1 protein-coding gene is annotated in these 228 nt (G+C 62.7%); it reads left to right on the plus strand.

Annotated features, from left to right (window positions below; genetic code table 11):
• On the plus strand, positions 1-223 hold a 223-nt coding region (locus ACPYOM_RS24335; protein ID WP_481347953.1), incomplete at its 5' end, for a hypothetical protein.
• Between the last annotated feature and the right edge of the window lie 5 nt (positions 224-228).

The raw sequence follows: 228 nt of genomic DNA on the forward strand, positions 1-228 counted from the left end.
CCCCCCCCCTCCAAAGAACAAACCCACCCCCCAGATTACTACGCGTCTCGTGGGCTCGGAGATGTGTATAAGAGACAGCCTCACGCCGGGCGTGCGTTCCGTGCTGTCGGTGAGGTCCCACAGCTCGATGTCGCGCTCCTCGCACACGCGGACGCAGGTCCCGGCCACCTCGTGGGCTGTCTCTTATACACATCTGACGCTGCCGACGACGGAGAGAGTGTAGATCTC

It is taken from the genome of Monashia sp. HAY1-2A (assembly GCF_056755315.1).